Consider the following 687-nt stretch of genomic DNA (forward strand, 5'->3'; position numbering starts at 1 on the left):
CAACCGGACTAATACCAAAAGACCGTAACATGCTAATGGAGGATTCTCCTAATTCATTTTGCGGAACGGACGTTACAAATTTAACTTCGTGTTTAAATTTAGCTAAGGATGCAGCTACATTAGCTTCTGCACAGCCATAGTACAACTCAAAAGAGTTGGCTTGTGACAAACGCAAATGACTAGGTGGAGAAAGCCTCATTAAAATTTCGCCAAAGGTAACTACTGTACTCATGGAATTTTATTTTTTGATGTCAACAAGCAAAGGATTTTCTATTTTTTTTGAAAAATCAGTCAAATAGTTTTCCCAAGCGTTTTTATTTTCGAATTGATTGCTTTTTTTCCAAGTAAAACCCGCATAATATTCAACTTTATTGTTGATGACATTCAAATGCATATAGGCATTGCTTTCGTCTTTTGCAGTTGTTTCATATGTTTCTTGACCTGCAAAATGCTTCTTTTTTGTTACGATGGCTGTTCCCAATTCAGAATCTCCATGTGGTTGCCAATAGTTTATCCAACAATTTTTTTCATTTACTATAACTGCTCCATCATTTTCATGCAATGTCAAACCAGCAGAAATTGCAGGTGTTCCTTGAATGGAAATTTCAAATTTAGATAAATTATTTCCATAATCTAAACTGATAATTTTAGATTCACTGATTTCTTTTTCACCAGCTTTCCAGTGGG

General features: G+C 34.2%; 2 protein-coding genes. Both read right to left on the reverse strand.

All coding sequences use genetic code 11. From position 1 onward, the window contains the following. The coding region (locus tag IU405_RS01970) for a PfkB family carbohydrate kinase (RefSeq protein ID WP_231749462.1) at nucleotides 1–232 on the reverse strand (232 nt) is incomplete at its 3' end. Between the two features lie 6 nt (nucleotides 233–238). Next, nucleotides 239–687 (reverse strand): DUF4861 family protein (locus tag IU405_RS01975; RefSeq protein WP_197436937.1); only part of this gene is annotated, 449 nt, incomplete at its 5' end.

Origin of the sequence: Polaribacter sp. BAL334 (genome assembly GCF_015767435.1) — a bacterium.
Lineage (GTDB): Bacteria > Bacteroidota > Bacteroidia > Flavobacteriales > Flavobacteriaceae > Polaribacter.